At 64.0% G+C, this 25,237-nt stretch carries 23 protein-coding genes; 13 read left to right on the top strand and 10 right to left on the bottom strand.

Annotation, left to right across the window (positions count from 1 at the left end; all coding sequences use genetic code 11):
- The first annotated feature begins 32 nt into the window (after positions 1–32).
- Positions 33–317, top strand: a complete 285-nt coding sequence (locus O0879_RS01325) for a hypothetical protein (RefSeq protein ID WP_289914307.1) — start codon at positions 33–35, stop codon at positions 315–317.
- Here O0879_RS01325 and O0879_RS01320 read toward each other — a convergent pair.
- From O0879_RS01320 to O0879_RS01295, 6 genes are all read right to left on the bottom strand, one after another.
- Positions 308–763, bottom strand: a complete 456-nt coding sequence (locus O0879_RS01320) for a MaoC family dehydratase (RefSeq protein ID WP_251348291.1) — start codon at positions 761–763, stop codon at positions 308–310. The two genes, O0879_RS01325 and O0879_RS01320, sit on opposite strands and share 10 nt — an antisense overlap.
- Positions 756–1,253 (bottom strand): MaoC family dehydratase, encoded by a 498-nt coding sequence (locus tag O0879_RS01315; protein ID WP_099667501.1) that lies wholly within the window; start codon positions 1,251–1,253, stop codon positions 756–758. Before O0879_RS01315 ends, O0879_RS01320 begins: the two co-directional genes overlap by 8 nt.
- Entirely contained in the window at positions 1,250–2,395 is a 1,146-nt protein-coding gene (locus O0879_RS01310) for an acyl-CoA dehydrogenase family protein (RefSeq protein WP_289914306.1), read from the bottom strand. The genes O0879_RS01315 and O0879_RS01310 overlap by 4 nt, the downstream gene beginning before the upstream one ends.
- Before the next feature lie 16 nt (positions 2,396–2,411).
- Positions 2,412–3,602 (bottom strand): acyl-CoA dehydrogenase family protein, encoded by a 1,191-nt coding sequence (locus O0879_RS01305; RefSeq protein WP_289914305.1) that lies wholly within the window; start codon positions 3,600–3,602, stop codon positions 2,412–2,414.
- A gap of 182 nt (positions 3,603–3,784) precedes the next feature.
- A complete protein-coding gene (locus tag O0879_RS01300) occupies positions 3,785–4,135 on the bottom strand; it encodes a VOC family protein (RefSeq protein ID WP_289914304.1) in 351 nt (116 codons plus the stop codon).
- A 97-nt stretch (positions 4,136–4,232) separates the two neighbouring features.
- A complete protein-coding gene (locus O0879_RS01295; RefSeq protein ID WP_289914303.1) occupies positions 4,233–4,820 on the bottom strand; it encodes a TetR/AcrR family transcriptional regulator in 588 nt (195 codons plus the stop codon).
- A gap of 156 nt (positions 4,821–4,976) precedes the next feature.
- Here O0879_RS01295 and O0879_RS01290 point away from each other — a divergent pair, with 156 nt between their 5' ends.
- Positions 4,977–6,185, top strand: a complete 1,209-nt coding sequence (locus tag O0879_RS01290; protein ID WP_289914302.1) for an MFS transporter — start codon at positions 4,977–4,979, stop codon at positions 6,183–6,185.
- 12 nt (positions 6,186–6,197) lie between these two features.
- Here O0879_RS01290 and O0879_RS01285 read toward each other — a convergent pair whose 3' ends face one another.
- From O0879_RS01285 to O0879_RS01270, 4 genes are all read right to left on the bottom strand, one after another.
- Complete coding sequence (locus tag O0879_RS01285; RefSeq protein ID WP_289904642.1) at positions 6,198–7,787, bottom strand: TrkA C-terminal domain-containing protein; 1,590 nt, start codon at positions 7,785–7,787, stop codon at positions 6,198–6,200.
- 244 nt (positions 7,788–8,031) lie between these two features.
- Positions 8,032–8,526 carry a hypothetical protein gene (locus O0879_RS01280; RefSeq protein ID WP_289914301.1) on the bottom strand — a complete coding sequence of 165 codons (495 nt, stop codon included), beginning with the start codon at positions 8,524–8,526 and terminating at the stop codon, positions 8,032–8,034.
- A gap of 232 nt (positions 8,527–8,758) precedes the next feature.
- A complete protein-coding gene (gene metE / locus O0879_RS01275; RefSeq protein WP_289914300.1) occupies positions 8,759–11,044 on the bottom strand; it encodes a 5-methyltetrahydropteroyltriglutamate--homocysteine S-methyltransferase in 2,286 nt (761 codons plus the stop codon).
- A gap of 279 nt (positions 11,045–11,323) precedes the next feature.
- Positions 11,324–12,358: a LacI family DNA-binding transcriptional regulator gene (locus O0879_RS01270; protein WP_099667492.1), complete on the bottom strand. Its 1,035-nt coding sequence runs from the start codon at positions 12,356–12,358 to the stop codon at positions 11,324–11,326.
- 349 nt (positions 12,359–12,707) lie between these two features.
- Here O0879_RS01270 and araD point away from each other — a divergent pair, with 349 nt between their 5' ends.
- From araD to O0879_RS01215, 11 genes are all read left to right on the top strand, one after another.
- Positions 12,708–14,444: an L-arabinonate dehydratase gene (gene araD / locus O0879_RS01265; RefSeq protein WP_099667491.1), complete on the top strand. Its 1,737-nt coding sequence runs from the start codon at positions 12,708–12,710 to the stop codon at positions 14,442–14,444.
- Between the two features lie 37 nt (positions 14,445–14,481).
- Positions 14,482–15,294 carry an aldolase/citrate lyase family protein gene (locus O0879_RS01260; protein WP_289914299.1) on the top strand — a complete coding sequence of 271 codons (813 nt, stop codon included), beginning with the start codon at positions 14,482–14,484 and terminating at the stop codon, positions 15,292–15,294.
- A gap of 75 nt (positions 15,295–15,369) precedes the next feature.
- Positions 15,370–16,473 (top strand): sn-glycerol-3-phosphate ABC transporter ATP-binding protein UgpC, encoded by a 1,104-nt coding sequence (gene ugpC / locus O0879_RS01255; protein WP_289914298.1) that lies wholly within the window; start codon positions 15,370–15,372, stop codon positions 16,471–16,473.
- Between the two features lie 48 nt (positions 16,474–16,521).
- Complete coding sequence (locus O0879_RS01250) at positions 16,522–17,784, top strand: ABC transporter substrate-binding protein (protein WP_289914297.1); 1,263 nt, start codon at positions 16,522–16,524, stop codon at positions 17,782–17,784.
- Positions 17,785–17,860: 76 nt separating this feature from the next.
- Complete coding sequence (locus O0879_RS01245) at positions 17,861–18,775, top strand: sugar ABC transporter permease (protein ID WP_289914296.1); 915 nt, start codon at positions 17,861–17,863, stop codon at positions 18,773–18,775.
- Complete coding sequence (locus tag O0879_RS01240) at positions 18,772–19,602, top strand: carbohydrate ABC transporter permease (RefSeq protein ID WP_034755232.1); 831 nt, start codon at positions 18,772–18,774, stop codon at positions 19,600–19,602. The genes O0879_RS01245 and O0879_RS01240 overlap by 4 nt, the downstream gene beginning before the upstream one ends.
- 2 nt (positions 19,603–19,604) lie before the next feature.
- Positions 19,605–20,501, top strand: a complete 897-nt coding sequence (locus O0879_RS01235) for an aldose 1-epimerase (protein ID WP_289914295.1) — start codon at positions 19,605–19,607, stop codon at positions 20,499–20,501.
- Positions 20,494–21,402, top strand: a complete 909-nt coding sequence (locus tag O0879_RS01230; RefSeq protein ID WP_289914294.1) for an SMP-30/gluconolactonase/LRE family protein — start codon at positions 20,494–20,496, stop codon at positions 21,400–21,402. Before O0879_RS01235 ends, O0879_RS01230 begins: the two co-directional genes overlap by 8 nt.
- Positions 21,403–21,429: 27 nt before the next feature.
- Positions 21,430–22,218, top strand: coding sequence for an SDR family oxidoreductase (locus O0879_RS01225; protein ID WP_289914293.1), 789 nt, complete (start codon positions 21,430–21,432; stop codon positions 22,216–22,218).
- A 23-nt stretch (positions 22,219–22,241) separates the two neighbouring features.
- Positions 22,242–23,696: an NAD-dependent succinate-semialdehyde dehydrogenase gene (locus O0879_RS01220; protein ID WP_289910515.1), complete on the top strand. Its 1,455-nt coding sequence runs from the start codon at positions 22,242–22,244 to the stop codon at positions 23,694–23,696.
- A gap of 65 nt (positions 23,697–23,761) precedes the next feature.
- Positions 23,762–25,162, top strand: a complete 1,401-nt coding sequence (locus tag O0879_RS01215; protein ID WP_289914292.1) for a porin — start codon at positions 23,762–23,764, stop codon at positions 25,160–25,162.
- Positions 25,163–25,237 lie beyond the last annotated feature (75 nt).

The following is a 25,237-nucleotide window of genomic DNA, read 5'->3' as shown; positions in this document are numbered from 1 at the left end:
GAGCAGGCTAGCGGCTCCTTGCCGGCGCGGCATTGGAACGATTGGTCCCCGATGGCCGTCCCGTCGTGCTGGGCCAGCCGCCTGCATTTCCCGGGCCAGGACCTCTGCCCGTAGCGCCGCCGCCCCCGGCGGCCGCCTTGCCGCTGCCCGTGGCGCCCTTGCCGGCGCCGCTATTTCCACTGTTTGCCTTGTTGGACATCATCGCCTCCTTCGCCGGAAACCGCCGGCGCGCCACCAGCGTACACCTGGTGCACGCGCAGAAGCGCACGACTGCCTGCCGGCCAGCGAAGCCGGTTCAACTTGCTGCTCAGGGATAACAGCGCATCAAAAACTCCGCCACGCACACGGGTTTCGTGTCGCCTTCCCGCTCCATGGTGACGGCCCAGTTGACTTGCGCTCCTTCCGGCAAGTCGTCGACGGAGAGGATGTCGAGGCGCGCGCGCAGGCGGCTGTTCACGGGCACGGGCGCGGGGAAGCGCACCTTGTTGAGCCCATAATTGATGGCCATGCGGATGCCGGCCATGTGCAAGGCCCCCTGCAGCATGGCGGGCAACAGGGACAAGGTCAAGAAACCGTGCGCCACGGTGCAGCCGTACGGCGACTCGCGCGCGCAGCGCTCCGCGTCGACGTGGATCCACTGATGGTCGTCCGTCGCGTCGGCAAAGGTGTCGATGCGCTGCTGGGTAATGGTCAGCCAGTCGGAAACGGCCACGTGCTGTCCCGCCAGGGCCTGGAAACCTGCGATGCCGGCGATATCACGCATGGTGTTGCTCCGCTGGCTCCGCCGGGCGGCGGCCGAACATGCCCATGCCCTCCACCGTCGTCACCACTTCGCCATGCTGGTTGCGCACGCTCCACACGGAAATGACGATGCCGCGGTCCGGTTTCGACGTGGATGGGCGCACTTCCTTGACCTGGTAGGTCAGCTGCAAGGTGTCGCCCGCGCGCACGGGCTTGAGCCAGCGGATGCTGTCCAGGCCGGGCGAGCCCATACTGGACGAGTGCTTGAGCAGGTTATCCACCACCAGGCGCATCATCATGCCGCACGTGTGCCAGCCGCTGGCGATAACGCCCTTGAAGATGGTTTTTTCAGCGGCCGCATGGTCGACGTGGAACGGCTGCGGATCGAAATCCGTGGCGAAGGCGATGATTTCCCGCTCCGTCACGTGGCGCTGGCCCAGGTCGATTTCCAGGCCTTGCGTAAAATCTTCGAAATACCAGTGCTTGGGTTTGATTCCGGTCAATGCGGTCATGCGGTCTCCGTCGGCAAAAAGCCCGGCTGGGCGATAAAGCGCTCGATATGGTGCTCCACGTCGCCCAGGGTCAGGGCGATCATGGAGAGGCGCTTGAAATGGTGGGCGGCAGGCAATTCGTCCGTCACTCCCATGCCGCCATGCAATTGCACGGCTTGCTGGCCGACAAAGGTGGCGGCAAGGCCCACCCTCGCCTTGGCGGCGGACACCGTGCGTCGCCGCTCGGCCGCGTCGGCGCTGTCGACCTTGGCGGCTGCCAGCATGGCCATCGAGCGCGCCTGCTCCAGGTGGATGAACATGTCGGCCATGCGGTGCTGCAGGGCCTGGAACTTGCCGATCGGCGCGCCGAACTGCTGGCGCGTCTTCAGATACTCGAGCGTGGCGGCGAAGATGGCGTCCATGGCGCCCACGGCTTCCGCGCACAGCAGGGCGGCGCCGTAATCGACGGCCGCGTCCAGCACGGCCCAGCCCTGCCCCGCCTGGCCGATCAGCGCGTCATGCCCCAGCACCACTTGCACGAGGGTGACGGTGGCGGCGCGCTGGCCGTCGATGGTGCGGCAGTCGCGCACGGTCACACCCGGCGCATCCACAGGCACGAGGAACAGCGAAATGCCGTCCGTGCCGTCCTGGCCGCCGCCGCTGCGCGCGGAAACGATCAGGGAATCCGCCTGCGCACCGTGGATGACGACGGTTTTCTCGCCGTCCAGCACGAAACCGTCGCCGCTGGCGGTTGCCGTGGTGGCGATGTCGTGCAGATCGTGACGCGACTGGCGTTCGCCCAGCGCGCACGCGAGCTTCAGGCTGCCGCTGGCCACCTGCTCCAGCACGGCGTCATGACCGCCCGCCAACGTGAGGAAACGCGCGCCCAGCACCGTGGCGAAATACGGTTCGACCACGAGGCCGCGCCCCAGTTCCTGCATCACCAGCAGCATGTCCACGGCCGTGCCGTCGAAGCCGCCCGCCGCGGCCGGCAGCGGCAAGGCCGTCATGCCCAGCTCGGCCAGGGTGGCCCAGGCAGCGCTTGAGACGCCCGTGGCCGAGTGGACGATCTGCTTGCGCGTTTCAAACGAGTAATCCTTGTCGACCCAGCGCCGGAGCGCATCGGCGAATTGCTGCTGTTCCTGATTAAAATGGAAGTCCATGTCGTCTCCTTCTGGCTTACAGGCCCAGGATCATCTGCGTGATGATATTTTTCTGGATTTCATTCGAGCCGCCATAGATCGATGTCTTGCGGTAATTGAAGTAATACGCGGCCAGCGGCGCTGCCAGGTCGTCGCCGGCGGCACTGTGCGGCGCGCCGCCATCGAGGAAAGCGGGATCGAAGGGCAAGGCTTGCGGGCCGATGGCTTCCACCATCAGTTCCGTCAGCTGCTGCTGCAGTTCCGAACCGCGCACCTTCAGCATCGACGCCTGCGGTCCCGGCCCCTTGCCTTCATCGCTGATGACGCGCAAGACCGTCATTTCCAGCGCCATCAATTCGATTTCCAGGGTAGCGACCTTGGCGGCGAAGGCGGCATCGTGCAGCAGCGGCGCGCCGCGCTTGGTCTGCTGCATGGCCAGTTGCTTGAGGAAAGTCAATTCGCGCTTGGAGCGGCCGACGGCGGCGATGCCCGTGCGCTCGTGTCCCAGCAGATACTTGGCGTAGGTCCAGCCCCTGTTTTCCTGGCCCACCAGGTTGCCGACGGGCACGCGCACGTTGTCGAAGAAGACTTCGTTCACTTCATGCTCTTCATCGAGCATGATGATGGGACGCACGGTGATGCCCGGCGTTTTCATGTCGATCAACAGGAAACTGATGCCTTCCTGCTTGCGCACCGTGCTATCCGTGCGCACCAGGCAAAAGATCATGTCCGCGTGCTGGCCCAGGGTCGTCCAGGTTTTCTGGCCATTGACGATGTAATGGTCGCCATCGCGCTGGGCCGTGGTTTTCAGGGAAGCGAGGTCGGAACCGGCGCCCGGCTCGGAGTAGCCCTGGCACCACCAGTCGTCGCAGTTGAGGATGCGCGGCAGATAATATGCTTTTTGTTCGGCGTTGGCGAAGGCCATGATGACGGGCGCCACCATGTTGACGCCGAAGGGCAGGATGGGCGGCGTGGCGGCGCGCGCGCACTCGTCTTCCCAGATGTGGCGCTGCACGGCCGTCCAGCCCGTGCCGCCATGTTCGACGGGCCAGGCCGGCGCGGCCCAGCCTTGCTTTGCGACAATCTTGTGCCAGCGCACGTAATCATCGCGGTTCAGGCGCAGATGCTGGCGCACCTTGCGCTGCAAGTCCGCCGGCAAATGGGTGTCGAGGAAGGCGCGCACCGTGTCGCGGAACGCCGTCTCCCCGGCCGTGTAATGCAGGTCCATGTCTGTCTCCTTGTTCTTATCGGTTGCCGTGATGACTGCACGCAAGGAAGCTCAGCGCACAAAAAAGCACGACCGTTCTCAATGATTGTACAACAGATTGGGAGCGGCGCCAGGGGTTTTACAAAGGCTGGCGCGCGAGGGAAGCGGGCGGAATTGACTGCCTGCTGCCGCAGGCACTTCACCTATATGTGCGACAGGATATTAATGAGCTTGCCGAAAGGGTCGCGCACGAAAAACCGCCTGACACCCCAAGGTTCATCGGCAGGACCATATTCAATGGGAAACCCTGCTCCACGCATGCGTGACAATGCGGCATCCACGTCATCGACTTCTATGGAAAGGTCGGGCACAGCGGTGTTCGAGCCGCCTTGCGTCGCGAAGCTCACTTGCACGCTCATCTCGCTTTGCGAACCATACGTCATGATCCAGCCATGGTCCATCAACAGGCTCAGACCCAGCACGTCCTGGTAAAAAGTCCGCGCCAGGCCCGGATCCGACGCCGGGAAATTTGCAACGATACGCTTGACTTGCATATTTTTCCTCCATGTCTATATAAGTCCAACCCTGCTCAATATCCTCATCCACGTCTCCAGACGTGTCCGCTTCTGGCGAGATTGCCACTGTACACAATTACCTTTGAAGCAACATCCCCCGCAGCAGCAATTCCAACGCCGCCACTCCTTTTATCAGGCGCGCATTGCCTTCGTCACCGTCTGCGATCCAGAACGCCGCTTCTGCCAGGCTGCCGTAGATCAACGAAGCCAATGCCTGTGGGCAAGCGTCGACCACGATGCCTTGCTGAATCAGCTGCTGGATCAGCTTTTGCATCGAGTCGAGGCAATGGCGCTGCGAATCCGGTGAAGCGCCACCGAGGACTGCCCTGGCATCACGTAAGACGATGCGCTGAATTTCCGGCTCCAGGGCCATCTCCAGATAGGCACGGCAGCGCTGGCGAAAGCCTTCCCACGAGTCTGCGGCGCTGTCGGAGATGGCTTGCAGGCGGCCATCCATTTCCGCATCGAGCTGCTCCACCACGGCCAGCAGCAAGCCCTTCTTGTCGCCGAAGTGATGATACAGGGCGCCACGCGTCAGCCCTGCCTGCGCGGTGAGGTCGTCCATCGATGTGTCGGCATAGCCGCGCTCGCTAAACACTTTGCGGGCCGTGGCCAGCAACGATGCACGGGTTTCTTCCATTTCCACACGGGTGCGGCGAACCATTGCTTGCTCCTTACATACGCAGCGTATGATTATTTACATTCATTACGTATGTATATATACTATTCATACGCGCTGTATGTATTATCACTTTGATGCACCTCCGTTGCAAGCAGGGCATGCGCCGTTTATCGAATGATCACATGAAGGATATGAACCATGAGTACGTCTGCCTGCGCTGCCGCACAACCCCGTGTCCGCCACCCGTGGCTGGCGGTCGGGGCTGTCGGCATGGCCACCTTTTCGGTCGTGACGACGGAAATGCTCCCGGTCGGCCTGTTGACGCCGATTGCAGACACGCTGGACACCTCCACGGGAACCGCCGGCCTGATGATCTCGCTGCCAGCATTGCTGGCGGCCTTGTTCGCGCCGCTGGTCGTGGTCGCATCAGGCAGCCTGGACCGGCGCAAGATTCTCTGTGGTTTGCTGACACTATTGGTGATCGCGAACATTGCCTCGGCCCTGGCGCAAAATATGGCGTGGATGCTGGCTGCCCGTGTGCTCGTCGGTTTTTGCATGGGTGGCATCTGGGCCATCGCCGGCGGCCTCGCTTCCCGCCTGGTTCCTGCCCGCTCGACCGGCCTGGCAACGTCGATCATCTTCGGTGGCGTGGCGGCAGCCTCCGTGCTGGGCGTGCCGCTAGGCGCACAAATCGGCGACGTTGCGGGATGGCGCTGGGCCTTCGGCGTCATGGCGCTGTTCAGCAGCCTGGTACTGGCGCTGCATCTGGCCGTCATTCCCGCACTGCCCGCTACCGGTTCGACGACCTGGCGCCAATTCGGCAAACAGCTGCGCAACAGGCAGTTGCAAGCGGGGCTGCTTCTGACTCTGTTGCTGGTAAGCAGCCATTTCATGGCCTTTACCTTCGTGCGCCCGCTAATGCTGTCCGTGTCGGGGTTTGATGCGCAATGGCTGGGCGCGCTGCTGTTTGCCTATGGCTGCGCGGGCATCATTGGAAACTTCCTGGTGGGCGTGGTTGCCGTGCGGCGCACGGCGACTACCATCATCGCCATCTCGGGCGGCCTGCTGCTCACGCCGCTGCTGTTCCTGGCGATCGGCGATTCCGGCATCGGCGGCGGCATGGTGTTGCTGGCCTGGGGACTGGCCTATGGCGGCGTATCGGTCGGCCTGATGACCTTGATGCTGAAGGCAGCGCCCCGGGCCGTGGAGATCGTCGCCGCGCTGTATGTGGGTGTCTTCAATATCGGCATTGCGCTCGGGGCGTGGACCGGTGGCCAGGCAGTGGACAGGCTGGGCCTCTCAGCCAACCTGTGGCTTGCCGCAGGATGCGCCGCAGCCGCCTTGCTGCTGTCTTTTGGCATCCGTTTTATTGAGGCCAACAAGCAACTTCGCCCTGCAAGCGATTGACGCTGGCCACCATCACCCATACAAATGCAGCAACACCTGCACGGCCACGATCTTGACGATGGTCATGCTGGGGAAGATCATGGCATAGCCCAGGTTCGGGCGGTCCGACTTGGCCAGGCGGTTGGCGAACACCAGCACGGCCGGGTTGCCCGTGGCGCCGGCCGCGATGCCCAGCAGCTCGGGAAACGGCAGGCGCAGGAAGACCTTGCCCAGGATCACGACGAGCGCCACCACCACCAGCACCGTCACGGCCCCCAGCGCCAGCATGGGCAAGCCATCGGCGCCCACTTGCTGCACGAAGGGCAAGCCGGACGCCATGCCGACGGAGGCGAGGAAAATCGTCAAGCCATAGTTGCGCATGACCAAGTTGGCCGACAGCGGCAAGCGCCAGCTGATCTTGCCGACCCTGCCCAGGCGCCCCAGGATCAGCGCCATCACCAGCGGACCGCCCGCCAGGCCCAGGCTGAACGAGCCTATCCACGGCAAGGGGATAGGCACCAGGCCCAGCAATACACCCAATACCATGCCCATGCCCAGCGACACATAGCTGAACTCGGCCGTGGCCGTGATGGAATTGCCGAACAGCTTGCGCACGTCGGCCGCATGTTTCGCCGGTGCAATGGCCATCACCCTGTCGCCGAATTCCAGGGTCAGGAACGGGTGCGGCAGGATCATGGCGTCGCCGCGGCGTATGAAGGCGATCTGCAGGGGAAAATCTTTCCCAAGATTCAGCTCGCCCAGGGGCACGCCGACGATTTCCGCATCCGACACGAACACTTCCGTGCCATCGAACGCGCTGCGGTCCTTCATCAGCCGGCCCGGGTCCAGGTGGCCCAGCGCCGTGCGCGCCGCTTCGACGCCCGCCACCGTGCCCGACACCATCAGCGCATCGCCAACGCCGAGCACGAGGCCCGGATCGGGCAAGCGGTTCTGGTGACCCTGGCGCACGCCGATCACCTGCACGCCCGCCAGGGGGCCATCGGCCAGTTCGGACAGGGCCGCACCCGCCAATTTCGCTTCATCGATGGTAATTTCGGACACGACGATGGGCGCCGGCGGCGGCGTCAGCACGGGTTTTAATATGCGCCCCGCCAGGTACAGGCCCAGCATGGGGCCGACCACGCCGAACGGGTACGCGACGGCATAGCCGACGGCCGCGTCGCCATTGCCGTGCGACGCTTCCAGCGCCGCCTGCAGGGCGGCCGTGCTGGTCATGGCGCCGGCAAACACGCCGCTGGCCATGCGCAGCGAGATATCGATCCACTGCCCGCCCCAGACGGACACGGCCAGGCCGCCCATGACGGCGGCAAAGGCGATCAGGTTATGTTTCTGCCCCGCGCCGCGCAAGCCGGCGAAAAACTGCACGCCATACTGCACGCCTATGCCATACAGAAACAGCAGCAATCCGATGGAGCCGACCATCGGCGGCGGCACGGCACCGGGAGCAAACGCGCCCAGCGCCAGCCCCGCGAACAGCACGCCGCCCACGCCCAGCGAAAAGCCGAACACGCTGATGCGCCCCAGCGCATAACCGGCGCCGATGACGAGAAACAGGGCGAGGATGGGCGTGGACTCCAGCGTGTGGCGAAATAATTGAAGCATCAGGCAACCTTGGTCTGGGGAAGGCCCAGTTTAGCATGCACAAAAGCAACACGATGGCGATGATGGCAAGCAAGCGTGCGCAGCTTTGTGCATGTAAAACGGGCAAAAAAAAGCCCGCTGCGGGAGCGGGCTGAATCTAATTCCTGTGAGGAAGTAGAGGAGACAGGTGCAATGATGCCGCATCGCAACATATAAATCCAATTGCATGTTGTGATGATGGAAATATGTTTCATCAATATCTGACCTAGGACGTTCCGAAAATGATGAGTTTTCGATGCGATCGTTGTTCGCGCGTCACCAGCACGCGGGCTTGCTCCACGCTTACGCAAGTCTGCGGCGCAAACCCTCCCGGCACGGTCTGCGCATCGCGCGCGATGACTTGCGGATCATTGAGCACGTCATAGTCTGCACGCTTGAAAAACAGTTGCTCGATACCAGCGCCCCTCGCCGGCAACGGCTTGACGACGATGAGCGACCAATGGCCTTCATCCCCCAGAAACTGCTTTTGCTTCAGGAAGGCGTTGACGCGGTCTGCATGAGGCGCCGATTCGCTCAGCTCGCTCTGATAAAGACCCAGCGGGCACAGCGCCGTGCCGGCCGGCCACCCCATGTCGGGCAACGCTGCGACCGTGACCGGACGCAACTGGGCCAGATGGCGGTCGAGCGGGTGCTTTTCCGCCGAGCAGGCGCCAAGCGCCATCAGCGCGAGCATGCCGGCGGCGCGTAACAGAGGCATCATCCGTTGGTTTCCTTCTGGAAGGCAGGATTACGTGAAGGTATGGTAAGCGATCAGCCGATGGAAACGGGCAAAAAAAAGCCCGCTACGGAAGCGGGCTGAATCTATTTCCTTGGAGGAGATAGAGGAGACAGGTGAATGATGCCGCATCGCAGCATCATTATCCAATTGCATGTTGTGATGATAGAAATACGATCCCGCTATATCTCTACAGGCCTCCCCTGCCCCGCCATCCTCAGACCTTGTCGCCGCGCAAGGTTTTCGCCGCCGCCACCATATTGGCCAGCGCGGGAATGACTTCTTTCCAGCCGCGCGTCTTGAGGCCGCAATCGGGGTTGACCCACAGGCGGTGCGCGGGGATGCGTTCGGCCGCCTTGCGCATCAGCTTGACCATCTGTTCCTGGCTCGGAATGTTGGGCGAGTGGATATCGTAGACGCCGGGGCCGATTTCGTTCGGGTAATTAAAATCATCGAAGGCGTCCAGCAATTCCATATCGGAGCGCGACGTTTCGATCGTGATGACGTCCGCGTCCATGTCGGCGATCTGCGCGATGATGTCGTTGAATTCCGAATAGCACATGTGCGTGTGGATCTGCGTTTCGTCGGCCACGCCATTGGCCGTGATGCGGAACGATTCGACGGCCCAGCGCAGGTACTCGGCCCATTGCAACTTGCGCAGCGGCAAGCCTTCGCGCAATGCCGCTTCGTCGATCTGTATCACGCAGATGCCGGCCTGTTCCAGGTCCTGCACCTCGGCGCGTATGGCCAGCGCCAGCTGGTGGCACGACACGGAACGGGGCTGGTCGTCGCGCACGAAGGACCAGTTCAGGATGGTGACGGGCCCCGTCAGCATGCCTTTCATCGGCTTGTCCGTCAGCGACTGGGCATAGGTGCTCCACTCGACCGTCATGGCGCGCGGGCGGCTGATGTCGCCGAACAAAATGGGCGGTTTCACGCAGCGCGAACCGTATGATTGCACCCAGCCGAACTGGCTGAAGGCATAGCCGTCAAGCTGTTCGCCGAAGTATTCCACCATGTCGTTGCGTTCCGCTTCACCGTGCACGAAGACGTCCAGGCCCAGGCTTTCCTGTTCCTGCACGCAATGGGCGATTTCCGCCTGCATCAGCTGTTTATAGCCGGCTTCGTCCAGCTGGCCGCTGCGGAACTGGCTGCGGGCCTGGCGGATTGGCGCCGTCTGCGGAAACGAGCCGATGGTCGTCGTCGGGTACAGCGGCAGTTGCAGCAGCGCGGCTTGCTTGGCGGCGCGCGCGGCATAGCCGCTGGCGCGCTGGCCCAGGCTGGCGTCGATGCGGGCCACGGCCGCCTTGACTTGGGGATTATGCACGCGCGGCGACTGGCGGCGCGCTTGCACGGCCGCATGATTAGCATCCAGCGCCGCTTGCACGCAGGCGCGGCCCTGGTTCAGGGCGCTGGCGATGGTGTGCACTTCATCGAGCTTTTGACGGGCAAAGGCCAGCCAGGATTGGATATCGGCATCGAGCTTTTGTTCGCTGTCCAGGTCGACGGGCACGTGCAGCAGGGAACACGACGGCGCGATCCACAGGCGCGACTGCAGCCTGGCGTGCACGGGTTCCAGCCACGCCAGCACCTCGGTCAAATCCGTCTTCCAGATATTGCGGCCGTTCACCACGCCCAGCGACAAGACGCTCGAACTTGGCAATTGGGCGATCACTTGCTCGACTTCCTCGCGGGCGTTGACGGCGTCCAGGTGCAAGCCCTGCACGGGCAGCGTGCACGCCAGCGCCAGGTTGTCTTGCAGCTTGCCGAAGTACGTGGCCAGCAGCAGTTTGACGCTGTTGACCTTGCTCAAGGCAGCGTAGGCCGTGACGAGCGCCTGCTGCCAGGCGCCGCCCAGTTCCGTGACGAGTATCGGCTCGTCGATCTGCACCCACTCCACACCCTGCGCGGCCAGTTCCTGCAGCAACTGCACGTAGACGGGCAGCAAGCCTTGCAGCAGCGCCAGCTTGTCGGAATCGTCCTTGGCCTTGCCCAGCCACAAATAGGTGACGGGCCCGATCAGCACGGGCTTGGCCTTTACATTCAGCTGGCGCGCCTGCGCCAGTTGCTGCAACAGGCGGCTGCTGTCGAGCTTGAATTGCGTGCCGGCCGAAAATTCCGGCACGATGTAGTGATAATTGGTGTCGAACCATTTCGTCATTTCACCGGCGTGGACGCAGCTGCAATCGCTGTCGCTGGCCGAGCGGCCGCGGGCCACGCGGAAATAGTTATCGAGCGCCGCGCCAGTCAGGCCGCGCACGCGCTGCGGCAGGTTGCCGAGCGTAAAGCTCAAGTCCAGCACCTGGTCGTAGAAGGAAAAGTCGCCGACGGGCGCCAGGTCCAGCGCATTCTGGTCTTGCCAGTGGCGCTGGCGCAATTCGGCGCCCTGCCCTTCCAGCGCGGCCAAGGTGCTGCCGCCCTTCCAGTAATCTTCCAGGGCAAATTTCAGTTCGCGTTTGGCGCCGATGCGCGGGTAGCCCAGATTATGTGTCGTGACGGTCATGGCGGTAGTGCCTCCTAGTGAAGTATGAATACATCATAGTGGCTTTCATCCATGAAAAATAATGGTAAAACTTCATACATCCATTATTGCCACTCATGTGAATACATGCTCGAACACCGGCGGGGCAAAAAAAAGCCCGCTGCGGGAGCGGGCTGAATCTAATTCCTGTGAGGAAGTAGAGGAGACAGATGAATGATGCCGCATCGCAGCATATCAAGCCAATTGCATGTTGTGATGATGGAAATATGATTCATCAATATCTGTCGCAGCCGGGGCATCTCAAGCGCTGGCCCGCGCAATCAGCTGGTAGGCCAGCGGCGCCAGGGCCGGCGGCGCCGCGCCCTCGTCCACTTCGCCCAGGCGCTGCAGGATGGCTTGCGCGGCCAGCCGGCCGATGTCATAGCGGGGCACGCGGATCGTCGTCAGCGCCGGCATGAGTTTTTCCGAGAACGGGAAGTCGCCAAAGCCCGCCACCGCGCATTGCTCGGGAATGCGGATGCCCAGGCGCGCCGCTTCATAGATGGCCCCGGCAGCCATGTTGTCGTTGGCAAAAAACAGGGCGTCGGGACGCTCGGCGCGCGCCATTTGCTCGCTGAATACCTGCCCGCCCGCGTCGAGCGGCGCCGTCACCGACGCTTGCACGATTTCCGGACGCAAACCCAGCTGCTGCATGGTTTCCTCATAGCCCTGGGCCCGCTTGCGCGCGCGGAAATCGCTGCCGATGCCGCTGTCGACGTAGACGATGCGCCGGTAGCCTTGCGCGTGCAAATACAAGGTCATGTCGCGCCCCGTGGCGATATGCGAAAAACCGATTTGCGGATACGGCCGCTCGGGGCGGATATCCCACGTTTCGATGACGGGAATCTGCAAGCCGGCCAGCAAGGTTTCCGTGGCGGCGCTGTGGTCGGCGCCCGTCAGCACCAGCGCGCGCGGCGACCAGCCGAGAAAGGCGCGCACCACCTTCTCTTCCGTCTCGATCGAGTAATCGTGGGTGGCCAGCAGCAACTGGTAATTGTGCTGCGACAAGGTGGTCGACAAGCCCTGGATGGTTTCCGCAAAGATGGAGTTCGACACGCTGGGCACGATGGCGCCCACGATGCGGCCCTGGGTCGACGCCAGGCCGCCGGCCGCCTCGTTGCGGATGTAGCCGAGCTGGTCGATGGCGCTCTTGATGCGCTCGCGCGTTTCCTGCGACACGCGGTCCGGCTCCTTGAAATAGCGCGACACGGAAATGGCCGAGGTCTGTGCCAATTTGGCCACATCGAACACGGTGCTGCGGCCGAGGCCACGCCGCTTGCGTACTGGGTCGTTCATGGGTACTGCCTTCTCAAAAATCGGTGATCACCATGCATCATGCCATGGCCGGCGGCACAGGGGATGCCAGCGTGGCGCCGCTGCGCCGCGGCGTACCGGCCGGGCCGCAGAAATTCCACTGTGGAAATTGGTGCCAATGAAATCATGCCGATAGTGTAATGGCTGCGCGCGGCAAGATGCCAGCCGGCGCGCATTCTCCCTGCATTAAATCTGTTGACAGCCCCCTGCGATTCAAATTATATTTCGCTGTACTTGCAATGTTAGCGCTAACAAAGGCCGCAGGCAAGACCCGAGACAGCCGCACTGGAACGCCATACGCAGCGCACCAGGCAACCAAAAAGGACACACATTGAGCTCCGCTACCTCCCGCCGCACGCTGGAATCCCTGCGCAGCCAGCGCTGGCTGGCCCCAGACGACATGCGCTCGTTCGCCCACCGCCAGCGCCTGCAGCAGATGGGCCTGCGCCGCGAGGAATTCCTCGACCGCCCCGTCATCGCCATCATCAATACCTGGAGCGACCTGTCGCCGTGCCACTCGCACCTGCGCGAACGGGCCGAAGCCGTCAAACGGGGCATCCTGCTGGCCGGCGGCTTCCCCGTCGAACTGCCGGCCCTGTCGCTGGGCGAAGTGATGGTCAAGCCCACCACCATGATCTACCGCAACTTCCTCGCCATGGAAACGGAAGAACTGCTGCGCTCGCTACCCATCGACGGCGCCGTGCTGCTCGGCGGCTGCGACAAGACGACGCCCGGCATGCTGATGGGCGCCATCAGCATGGACATCCCCGCCATCTTCTGCCCCGCCGGCCCCATGCTCAACGACCGCTACCGTGGCCAGAGCGTGGGCGCGGGCACGCATACCAAGAAATTCTGGGACGACTACGTGGCCGGCGACATCGCCAAGCCCGAGTGGATCAAGCTGGAAGCGAAGATGACGCGCTCGCCCGGCACCTGCAACACCATGGGCACGGCGTCCACCATGACGTCCATCGTCGAAGCCATGGGCTTTACCTTGCCGGGCGCCACCAGCATTCCCGCCATGGACGCCAACCACGTGCGCATGGCTTCGCAATGCGGCGAGCGCATCGTCGGCATGGTGTGGGAAGACTTGAAGCCGTCGCGCTTCTTCACCCGCGCCGCGCTGTCGAATGGCGTGGCCGCCTATATGGCGCTCGGCGGCTCGACCAACGCGGCCATCCACCTGGTCGCCATCGCCGGGCGCGCCGGCCTGGCCCTGTCGCTCGATGAAATGGATGCGATGGCGCAAAAAGTGCCCGTCATCGCCAACCTCTTCCCGTCCGGCGACAAGCTGATGGAAGATTTCTTCTATGCGGGCGGCATGCCGGCCCTGCTCAAGGAAATCATGCCGCAGCTGGACTTGACGGCCTTGACCGTGACGGGCCGTACCTTGGGCGAGAACATCGCCGACGCCGTCTGCCTGGACGACAGCGTCATCCGCAAGGTGTCGCAGCCGGTGGCCGACGGCGCGGCGCTGGCCGTGCTGCGCGGCAACCTGTGTCCCGGCGGCGCCGTCATCAAGCCGTCGGCCGCCAACCCGAAGTTCGCCAAACACCGGGGGCGCGCCCTCGTGTTCGACTCGAACGCGGAAATGCTGGCGCAGATCCACGCGCCCGACCTGGATATCGATGAAAACACGGTCTTGATCCTGCGCAATGGCGGCCCCATCGGCGCGCCCGGCATGCCGGAATGGGGCAATCTGCCCGTGCCGAAAAAGCTGCTGCAGCAAGGCATACGCGACATGGTGCGCATCTCCGACGCGCGCATGAGCGGCACCCATTACGGCACTTGCGTGCTGCACGTCACGCCGGAAGCGGCCGTCGGCGGCCCGCTGGCCCTCGTGCGCAACGGCGACATGATCGAACTGGACATCGCCGCGCGCAGCCTGAACATGGATGTGACGGACGAGGAACTGGCGCGCCGCCGCGCCGAATGGCAGGCGCCGGCGCAGAAATATGCACGCGGCTACACCAAGCTGTACATGGAGCACGTGACGCAGGCGGACCAGGGCTGCGACCTGGACTTCTTGCTGGGCAACGCCGCCACGCCGGAGCCGCCGATTTTCTGACGCCGCCGCCTTCCCTACCTATATAGAGAGCACAACTATGGATATCCTGGACAACCCTTTCCGCGCCTTGCTGGCGGACAACGCAGTACCGCTGGGCAGCTGGCTGATGGCCGGCACGCCCGTCACGGCCGAAGCCATGGGCTGCGCCGGCTTCGACTGGCTGGTGCTGGACATGGAACACGTGCCCATCGACTACCAGGACGCCTACCAGATCCTGCAAGCCGTGGGCGGCACGCCAGCCTGCCCCGTCGTGCGCCTGGCCTGGAACGACCTGGTGCAGATCAAGCGCGCGCTCGACATCGGCGCGCAAACCCTGATGTTCCCGTTCGTGGAAAACGCCGCCGAAGCGCGCAGTGCCGTGGCCGCCACCCGCTATCCGCAGCCGGGCCAGGCCATTCCCGGCACGCGCGGTTTTGCCGCCATGCACCGCGCCAGCCGCTATGGCACCGTGCCTGACTACGCCACGCGCGCCAACGGCGCCGTCTTCTCGATTATCCAGCTGGAAACCCCGGCCGCGCTGGGGCAGCTGGAAGAAATCGCCGCCGTCGATGGCGTCGACGCCCTGTTCGTGGGGCCGGGCGACCTGTCGGCCGCCATGGGCCATATCGGCAATATCGGCCACCCGGACGTGCAGGCGGCGATCGCCGACGCGGCCCGCCGCGCCCGCGCCATCGGCAAACCCATCGGCATTGTCGGCCCCTCGCCGGAAATGGTGCACACTTTCATCCATTACGGCTATGACTACGTGGCCATCGCTTCGGACATGGGCATGATGATGCGCCAGGCCAACGCCTTTATCACGGCCCTGAAACCGTCGCTGGCGAAAGCCCTCGACACGGGCGCCTACTAATTGTTCTGTTGCAACACATTGTTGCAACGCACGTAACGCGCTCAGACGCGTCATTCGCATCTTTTGGAGACAAGCATGTCAGGTGTAAAACTGGAAAAGGTCGTCAAGAAGTACGACAACGGCGTCGAAGTCATTCATGGCATCGACCTGGAAATCAAGCAAGGCGAGTTCGTCGTCTTCGTGGGCCCTTCGGGTTGCGGAAAATCAACATTGATGCGCATGGTCGCGGGCCTGGAATCGATCACGGGCGGCACCATCTCCATCGAGGGACAGGTCGTCAACGACTTGCCGCCGCGCGAGCGCGATATCGCCATGGTGTTCCAGGACTATGCGCTGTATCCGCACAAGTCCGTGTTCGACAACCTGGGCTTTGGCTTGAAACTGCGCAAGTTCCCGAAGGCGGAAATCGAACAGCGCGTGCGCGCCGCCGCCACCATCCTGAAAATCGACCATTTACTCGACCGCAAGCCGCGCGCCCTGTCCGGCGGCCAGCGCCAGCGCGTGGCCATGGGCCGCGCCATCGTGCGCCAGGCCAAGCTGTTCCTGTTCGATGAGCCGCTGTCGAACCTGGACGCCCTGCTGCGCTCGGAAATGCGCACGGAAATGAAGAAATTGCACCAGCGCATAGGCGCCACCACCATTTACGTCACGCATGACCAGGTCGAGGCGATGACCCTGGCCGAGCGCATCGTCGTGCTGTCCGGCGGCAACATCATGCAGGTCGGCACGCCGGACCAGATCTACAACGAACCCGTGTCGAAATTCGTCGCCGGTTTCACGGGCTCGCCGCCGATGAACTTCCTCGGTGCCAAGGTGGCGCGCAACGGCGCCGGCCAGGCCGAGATCGTGCTGGGCGCGGCGCGCCTGGCCCTGCCGCCGGAGCGCCAGGCCGCATGCGGCAAGCTCGACGGCCGCGCGGTGGAATTCGGCATCCGTCCGGAAGACATCACGCTGGAAGCGGCCAGTCCCGCCAGCGCCGCCCTGGCCGCGACAGTGGTGGTGGTCGAACCGCTGGGCGCGGAAACCCTGGTCATCTTCCAGTGCGAAGGGGGCGAATTGACGGCGCGCCTGCCGCCTACGTTTGCCCTGGCGCCGGGACAGCAAGTAACGGTACAGCTGGACATGGAGAAATTCCATCTGTTCGATCCGCAAGGGGGCGCGGTACTGCCCTCCCGATAAGCCGCGAACGACCGGCATACCCATTCCAAAAAAACAGGAGACAACATCATGCGTATCAAATCCCTCGTCCTGGCGCTCGGCGCCACTTTCGTCCTTGCCACCGGCTTGGCCACCAGCGCGCACGCGCAAACGGTCAAGGTGTTCGTCGGCGGTCAGGAGCGCCCCGAAGTCATGCGCGAACTGTTCGCCAAATTCATGGCAGCCAATCCCGGCGTCAAGATCGACCTGGAAACGGGCGGCGCCACGTCCGAATTGCAGCAGAAATACCTGAACACGGTGCTGTCGGCCGGCGACACCACCCTGGACGTGTTCCTGATCGACATCATCCGCCCGGCCCAGTACGCGTCGGCCGGCTGGATCGAAAGCCTGGACAAATACCTGGGCGCCGACCGCGACAAGATCATGGGCCAGTACCTGCCCGCCTACAAGCAAGCGAATATGGTCGACAACAAGGTCGTGGCCCTGCCCGCCTTTGCCGACGCCATGTTCCTCTATTACCGCAAGGACTTGCTGGCCAAGTACAAGCTGGCGGCGCCGAAAACCTGGGATGAGCTGGCCACCGTGGCGCGCACCATCCAGGCCGGCGAAAAGAATCCGGAATTGCAAGGCATCAGCTTCCAGGGCAAGGCCATCGAAGGCGCCGTCTGCACCTTTTTGCTGCCGTACTGGAGCCAGGGCGGCGAACTGGTCACAAACGGCAAGCTGACCCTGGACAAGCCCAAGGCGGAAGCGGGCCTGGCCATGTGGCGCAAGCTGGTCGACCAGGGCGTGGCAAAGAAAAACATTGCCGAAGTAGCCACCGACGATACGCGCAAGGAGTTCCAGGCAGGCAATGTCTTGTTCGCCGTCAACTGGGGCTATGCCTGGAACCACTTCCAGGATGGCGCCGACAGCAGCGTGAAAGATAAAGTCGGCGTCGTCAGCCTGCCTGCCATGGCGGGCGGCAAGCCGGCCTCGTGCATCGGCGGCTGGCAGTGGGCCGTGTCCTCGTTCTCGAAGAACAAGGAGGCGTCCGCCAAGCTGGTGCGCTGGCTGTCGAGCCCGGAAGTGTCGAAGCAGCTGGCCCTCAAGGCGTCCAACCTGCCCGTCTACCCATCCGTCTACCAGGACAAGGAAGTGCTGGCCGCCAATGGCTGGTTCGCCGACGCCCTGCCGGTGGTGCAAAGCGCCCGCTCGCGCCCCGTCACGCCGCGCTACAGCGAAGTGTCCGAAGCCGTGCGCGTCAACACGAATGCCGTGATGGCGGGCGTGAAGACGCCGGTGGCGGCCGTGGGCGAGATCGAAAACCGCGTCAAGCGCATCCTGCGCTAAGGGGATCACGCCCGTGCCGCCACGACGGCGGCGCGGGCGGCACACGCATACGCACACCGCAACAGACGAGGAAATCATGAGGCAACGCACCCTGAAAAGCCGCATCACGGACCCCAGCGAAACAACGCTGGCCTGGGTCCTGCTGACGCCGGCGATTCTCTTTTTACTGCTGATCGTGGCCTACCCGGTCAGCAAATTGATCTACAACAGCTTTTTCGACATCCGCCTGTCCGGCGGCAGCCTGCCCAGTTTCGTGGGCCTGGACAACTACAAGATGGCGCTGGAAGACGCGCTGTTCTGGAAGTCGCTGAAAAACACCGTCATCATCACCGTCGTCACCGTACCAGGCGCGCTGGTGGCGGGCCTGGGCCTGGCCATGCTGGCCAACATGCCGTTCAAGTATCGCTGGCCCGTGCGCCTGGCACTGCTGCTGCCGTGGGCACTGCCGCTGGCCTTCGTCGGCCTGATCTTCGCCTGGTTCTTCCACAGCGAATACGGCCTGGTCAACGACATCATCCGCTGCATCGACCTCTTGATCCCCGGCCTGGGCTGGGAGCCGCAGATCTGGTTCAATTCGCCCGCGCTGACCATGGCCGCCATCTGCATCACGACCATCTGGAAAACCTCGTCGTTCATGGCCCTGATTTTATTGGCCGGCCTGCAAACCATCCCCGCCTCGCTGTATGAAGCGGCCGAAGTGGACGGCGCCAGCAAATGGAAGCAATTTACGGAAGTGACCCTGCCGCTGCTGGTGCCATCGATGCTGGTGGCGCTGATCTTCCGCACCCTGACAGCCATCCAGTCCTTCGATATTCCGTACAACATGCCCGGCCCTGGCGACGAAACCAAGACCCTGGCCATGTACATCCAGTCCAATACCGTCGATTACCTCGACGTGGGCTACGGCTCGACCCTGGCGGTGTTCATGTTCCTGCTGTCGATGGCCACCACGTTTGTGTATCTGAAATATGTAAGAGGAGACAAAGAATGAGCGGCCTGTTTTCATCGAAGCGCCTGCGCTGGTTCGCCGCCGCGATCGTCATCCTCAACGGCGTCTTCCCCGCCCTGTGGATCCTGTTTACCTCGCTCAAGACCGAGAGCGAGCTGACGCAAAAGCCGATCACCTACTGGCCGCACGAACCGACCATCGGCAATTTCATCTCCGCCTTCCAGGATCAGCCGCTGCTGACGTTCCTGACGAATAGCCTGATCGTGGCCGGCCTGTCGACCCTGCTCAGCCTGTTCATCAGCGCACTGGCCGCGTATGCGATTGCCCGCTTGCGCCTGCGCTTCCGCGGCCTGATCCTGACGGCCATCATCGGCGTGTCGATGTTCCCGCTGGTGACCCTGATGGTACCGCTGTTCGAAATCATGCGCAGCCTGGGCTTGCTGAACTCCTACTGGGCGCTGGTGCTGCCCTACACGGTGCTGAACCTGCCCATCTGCACCCTGATGATGGTGAGCTTTTTCCAGGATATCCCGCGCGACATCGAAAACGCGGCCATGCTCGACGGCTGCACCCGCCTGAGCGCCCTGTGGCGCATCGTGCTGCCGCTGGCCGCGCCGGGCGTGGCGACAGCCGCCATCCTCGCGTTTGTGAATTCCTGGGACGAGTTCCTGCTGGCGCTGTCGATGAATTCGGCCGTGGCTTACCGTACCCTGCCCGTTGGCATCCAGCTGTACCAGGGCGAGTTCGCCTTCCCGTGGCCGATCATTTCGGCGGCGCTGGTGGTGGCCATCGTCCCCATCGTCGTGCTGATCGTGATCTTCCAGGAAAAGGTCGTCAGCGGCCTGACCTCGGGCGGCTTGAAGGGCTGAAAATGAACCACCAGTCTCCCTTCACCCTGGCGCACGGCGACTGCCGCGCCGACGTCCACCCGGCCACGGGTGGCGCGCTGGCGGCTTTCCGCTGGCGCGGGCGCGACATCCTGCGCGCCGCGCCAGCCGCTGCCGACGTGCGGCAAATGGCCTGCTATCCTTTGGTGCCGTATTCGAACCGCATCGGCGGCGCCCTGCTGCAGGCGCAGGAACAGACGCATGCCCTGCGCGCCAACTTCACGCCCGAGCCGCACAGCATCCACGGCTTCGGCTGGCAGCGCGCCTGGCACGTGGCTGCGCGCACGGCCGACAGCGCCGAACTGCTGCTGATCCATGCCGGCGACGCCGACTGGCCGTTCGCCTGCGAAGCGCGGCAAACCGTGCTGCTCGACGCTGCCGGCCTGCGCCTGACCTTATCGGTGCGCAATGACGATACGCGCGCCATGCCCGCCGGCCTGGGTTTTCACCCCTACTTTCCGCTGGCGCCCGGCCTGCGCCTGCAAACGCAATGGGATGGCGTGTGGAGCATGGGCGCCGACCACCTGCCGGCCGGTCTGGCGCCCGTGGCGCAAGCGTCGCCATTCGCCACGCCGCAGCCCGTGGCCGGCTGGCACAGCGACCATTGCTACAGCGGCTGGACGGGCCGCGCCAGCCTCGATTACGGCGACTACAGCGTGCAGCTGTCGGCCAGCGACAATTGCCGCCACCTCGTGTGCTTCGCGCCCAACGACGAACGCAGCTTCATCGCCATCGAACCCGTCACGCACGCCAATAACGCGTTTGCGCTGGCAGCGCGCGGTGCGCACGACACGGGCATGCGCCTGCTGGCGCCCGGCGAGACGCTGCACATGGCCATGCGCCTGGCCATGCAGGAAAATGCGGAGGAGGCCCATGCGTGAATGGCAAGCCGAACTGGCCCTCGACGCGCGCGCCCAGCTGGGCGAATGCCCGCTGTGGAGCGTGGCCGAACAGTGTTTGTACTGGATCGACATCGCCGGACGCCGCCTGCACCGCTACGATCCGGCGACCGGTCTTGATCGCGTCTGGTGGGTGCCGTGCGAACCGGGCTGCATCGCCCTGGCGGAAAAAGGCGGCCTGGTGGCGGCCCTGCGCGACGGTTTCTACCGTTTCTACCCGCAGGAAGGCTTGCTCGACAAGCTGGCCGATGCGCCCTACGACAGCGCCGACATGCGTTTCAACGATGGCCGCTGCGACAGCGCCGGGCGCTTCTGGGCCGGCGCCATGTACGAGCCGCGCACGGCGGAACTGGCTGCCATGTTTTGCCTGGAACGGGGCGCCACGCGCCTGGGCTGGGGGCCGCAGCAGGGCCTTGGCGTGAAAGTCAGCAACGGCCTGGCGTTCGCCGCGGATGGCCAAGCCCTGTTCCAGTCCGACACGCCGAACCACGTGATCTACCGTTTCGCGTTTGACGCGGCCAGCGGCCAGCCGGGCGAGCGCAAGGTGTTTGCCCGCCTGCCCGCCAAGGGCGAAGACGCCGTGTACGGCGGCCGCCCCGATGGCGCGGCGCTCGATGCGGAAGGCTGCTACTGGAGCGCGCAATACGAAGGCGGCCGGGTGCTGCGCTTTTCGCCGCAGGGCGAGATCATCGGCATCGTGCGCGTTCCCGTCACACGCCCCACCATGATCGCCTTTGGCGGCGCCGACCTGCGCACCCTGTACATCACCAGCGCGCGCGAAGGCGCCAGCGACGACGAACTGGCGCGCCAGCCGCAGGCGGGCGGCCTCTTTGCCGTGCGCCTGGACGTGGCCGGCCGCCCCGAACCCCTGTACCGGGATTGATACCCGGATCTTCACCCTGAGGACAGCATGAACGCCAACATCACTCTCTACCCCAGCCTGCAGGACCGCGTGGTCTTCGTTTCCGGCGGCGGCTCCGGCATCGGCGCCGCCCTGGTCGAACACTTCGCCCTGCAAGGCGCGCAAGTGGCTTTTTGCGACATCGACCGCGACGCCAGCGCCGCCCTGGCCGCGCGCCTGGCGCCCCTGTGCCGCCATGCGCCCTGTTTCGTCTACAGCGACATCCGCGACATCGCCGCCTACCAGGCCAGCCTGGCCGACGTCGAGGCGCGCTTCGGCGCCATCCGCGTGCTGCTCAATAACGCGGGCCGCGACGACCGCCATTCGCTGGCCGAACTGACGCCCGAGTACTGGGACAACTGCCTGGCACTGAACCTCAAGCACCACGTGTTCGCCATCCAGCAGGTGGCGCCCGGCATGGCCGCCGCCGGCGGCGGTTCCATCATCAACCTCGGCTCCATTTCATGGATGCGCGGACGCCCCAACCTGGTCGGCTACACCACGTCCAAGGCGGGCATCGCGGGCCTGTCGCGCACCCTGGCGCGCGAGCTGGGCGAACAGAATATCCGCGTCAACGCCATCGCGCCGGGCGCCATCGCCACGGACCGCCAGGCCGCGCTGTGGCGCGACCCGGAAGAAGACCGCCGCTTCATCGAACTGCAATGCCTGAAATACCGGCTCGACGCGGGCCACGTGGCGCGCACGGCCCTGTTCCTGGCGGCCGACGATTCGGACGGCATCACGGGACAGAACATCATCGTCGATGCCGGCCTCGCGCAAGTATCTGTAGCTGGCTAAGCCCCCATTCAAGGAGAACCCTCATGTTGAACCTGCAAGACGCAAGCCTGTTGAAACAGCAATGCCTGATCGACGGCGCCTGGTGCGACGCCGATGACGGCGCCACCATCGCCGTCACCAATCCCGCCACCGGCGAAGTGATCGCCACCGTGCCGCGCATGGGCGCGGCCGAGACGCGGCGCGCCATCGCCGCCTCGCATGCGGCCTTCCGGCTGTGGCGCAAGCAGACCGTCAAGGCGCGCGCCACGGTGCTGCGCGCCTGGCATGCCTTGATTTTGCAGCACGCGGACGACCTGGCGCTGATACTCACCACGGAACAGGGCAAGTCGCTGGCCGAAGCCAAGGGCGAGATCGTTTCGAACGCGGCCTACCTGGAATGGTTCGCCGAGGAAGGCAAGCGCGCGTATGGCGACGTCATCGCGCCGCCGTCGAACGACAAGCGCATCGTCGTCATCAAGCAGCCGATTGGCGTGTGCGCGGCCATCACGCCGTGGAATTTCCCGAACGGCATGATCACGCGCAAGGCCGGCCCGGCCCTAGCGGCCGGCTGCAGCATGGTCTTGAAGCCGGCGTCGCAAACGCCGCTGTCGGCCCTGGCCCTGGGCGAACTGGCGCTGCGGGCCGGCGTGCCGCCTGGCGTCTTCAATGTGGTGACGGGCGCGGCACAGGCGATCGGCACGGAACTGTGCCACAACGACCTGGTGCGCAAGATCACGTTTACGGGGTCGACCGAAGTGGGCGCCTGGCTGTCGCGCGAGGCGGCCGGCACGATCAAGAAGCTATCGCTGGAACTGGGCGGCAACGCGCCCTTCATCGTCTTCGAGGATGCCGACATCGACGCGGCCGTCGAAGGCGTGCTGATGTCGAAATACCGCAACAGCGGCCAGACCTGCGTCTGCGCCAACCGCATCTACGTACAGGACAGCATCTACGACGACTTCGCCGCCCGCCTGGTGGCCAAGGTAGCCGAGCTGAAACTCGGCAATGGCCTGGACGCGGGCGTCACGCAAGGCCCGCTGATCGATGAAAACGCCGTGCGCAAGATCGAGCAGCACATCGCCGACGCGCTGGCCAAGGGCGGCAAGCTGGCCATCGGCGGCAAGCGCCATGCGCTGGGCGGCAGCTTTTTCGAGCCCAGCGTGGTACTCGAAGCGAACAGCGACATGCTGGTGGCCACCGAGGAAACCTTCGCCCCGCTGGCGCCGCTGTTCCGTTTCGGCAGCGAAGAGGAAGTCGTCGCCATGGCCAACGCCACGCAGTTCGGCCTGGCCGGCTATTTCTACAGCCGCGACCTGGGCAGAGTCTGGCGCGTGGCGGAAGAACTGGAAGTGGGCATGGTCGGCATCAACACGGGCATGATCGCCAATGAAATGGCGCCATTTGGCGGCGTCAAGCATTCGGGCATGGGCCGCGAAGGCTCGCATTACGGCATGGACGACTTCCTCGATATCAAATACTTGTGCATGGGAGGAATTTGATTATTTCAATGTAAGCAAGGCAGGGATCAGCAACCATACTCATAAAAAACACAGGAGACAAGATCATGCAAACGACTTTACGCAAAACCACCCTGGCTGCGGCCATCACCGGCGTGCTTCTCTCGGCACCATTTGTTAGCGCTAACGCACACGCTGACGAGCTCAGCGACATGAAGGCCATGCTGGCGCAGTTGCAGGACCGGGTGGCGCAGATGGAAGCGAAAGCGGCCCAGCCCGCACCGGCGGCGGCGATGGCGGCCGCACCGACAACGTCGGCGGCGGCCCCCATGCAGCCCGCCACCGGCTTCAACTGGAAACTGTACGGCCGTGGCGACATCGGCTATACGGTGTCGCGCGGCAAGGATGCCAGCGGGCGCCAGCTGACCAACCACCGCCTGAACCAGGGCGAGATGGCCAGCCGCCTGGGCCTCACGGGCGCCTGGGTCTTCAGCGACGAGTACAAGGCCATCTTCGGCGTCGAGACGGGCTTGAACTTGTTCAACGGCAATGCTGGCGGCGGCACGCAAAACAACACCACCTCATCCGTGCTGTTCAACCGGGGCTCCACCGTCGGCTTTGCCTCGACCACCTGGGGCTCGATCGAAGGCGGCACCATGTACATGGCGCCGTTCTGGGTCTCGCTGGGCGCCGACCTGGCCTCGGCGCACAATTACGGCGCCAACGACTTCAGCGCCCTGTTCTCGCTCACCCGCCCGGAGTCGCTGGGCCGCTACCTGAAAGACCCCGTGACAAACAACGCCAGCAAGACGACGAGTTTGGCCGGCAACAACTCGGGCACGGCCTTGTTCTACGGCAATGCGCTGCGCTACCGCAGCCCCACCTGGAACAACATTTCTGCGGAAGTCTCGTATTCGGCCGGCCAGCAGGCGTCTTCCGCCACCGACCTGGAAAACGATGGCCGCAGCTGGGCCGCCAACGTGCTGTACAAGAAGGGCGACCTGTTCCTCGGCTACGCGCACATGGATTACCAGCAGAGCAACGACATCAGCACGGGCGGCACGCCGAACTTCCTCAAGCGCAACCAGGTCACGGACATCGTCGGCGCGCGCTACAAGTGGAACGATTTTACCTTGGGCGGCTCCTACACCTCCTATCGCGTGTCAAACGCGGGCGGCTATGCGGCCGACGCCTTCGGCGTCTCGGGCGCCTACGACCTCGGCAAACACCGCATCGAGGGCAGCCTGGCGCACATCAGCTATGACGGCGCCAACGCCAAAGGCGCTTTCGGCACGAACACGGGCGATGGCGTGGGCAAGCCCACGTCGACGGCCTACTCGCTGGGCTACCTGTACAACTTCCAGCCGACCTTGTCGTTCTACGCGTACGCCACGCGCATCGCCAACAACAGCCATGCCAAGCTGGGCGTATTGCAGTTCCGGGGGGACAATAACTACTTCGGCTACAGCCCCGTCGAGCTGACCGCCGGCATGTTCCTCGTCTTTTAATTTAGTGCTTATTTGTTGATGCACCGCCGGCCCGCCCCACGCCCACCATGCGGGCGGCCGGTTTTCACAGGAGTT

Origin of the sequence: Janthinobacterium sp. SUN120 (genome assembly GCF_030397735.1) — a bacterium.
GTDB lineage: Bacteria > Pseudomonadota > Gammaproteobacteria > Burkholderiales > Burkholderiaceae_D > Janthinobacterium > Janthinobacterium kumbetense.
This window is presented reverse-complemented; position numbering and strand designations above follow the sequence as displayed.